Source organism: Halomonas sp. ND22Bw, assembly GCF_003011945.1.
GTDB lineage: Bacteria > Pseudomonadota > Gammaproteobacteria > Pseudomonadales > Halomonadaceae > Halomonas > Halomonas halophila.
This window is the reverse complement of the sequence record NZ_PXWD01000119.1, coordinates 1-485: the sequence shown is the minus strand read 5'-3', so window position 1 is coordinate 485 and position 485 is coordinate 1. Positions and strand designations below refer to the sequence as shown.

The 485-nt window shown below is 70.3% G+C and carries 1 protein-coding gene; it reads right to left on the bottom strand.

Annotated elements, in window-relative coordinates; genetic code table 11:
- Window positions 1-435 (bottom strand): hypothetical protein (locus CVH10_RS17260; RefSeq protein ID WP_106489340.1); only part of this gene is annotated, 435 nt, incomplete at its 3' end.
- Window positions 436-485 lie beyond the last annotated feature (50 nt).

The window sequence follows — 485 nt, the reverse complement described above, 5'->3', positions numbered from 1 at the left end:
GCGGACGCGCTGCCCGACGCGCAGCCAGTTCGCGGCCGATCGGATCAGCCCCGCCTTTTCCTCGGCGCTCAAGCCGGGTCGGCCGATGCCGAACGTCGCATTGGGGTCGCGCGCGATCCGCGCCAGCTTCTCTTCCACCGGCTCGGGCTTCCAGTCGATGACCGGCCCGGGCGCGGCCTTGTGCATGTGCGTCACCGGCTTCCCGCCGAATAGGTCGGGCTGCACGCCGACAAGGCGGCGGTGGAACATCGCCTTGTGATAGTCGCGCCGCCATTGCGCCTCGGGGGTCAGCGGCTTGGCAGCGATGCCGTCGCGCATGATCGCGACCAGTTCGTTGAACTCCTCCTCGCTGACGGTCGCGAAGCTCGGGTCATAGACCAATCGCCCGGCGATGGCCCGGCCCTCGTCGGGGCCGGGATCGTGGGGGGCGGTCACGCTGCCTCCTCCATTGCGGGGGCCGTCTCGACCGCCATGCGGCTCAACAG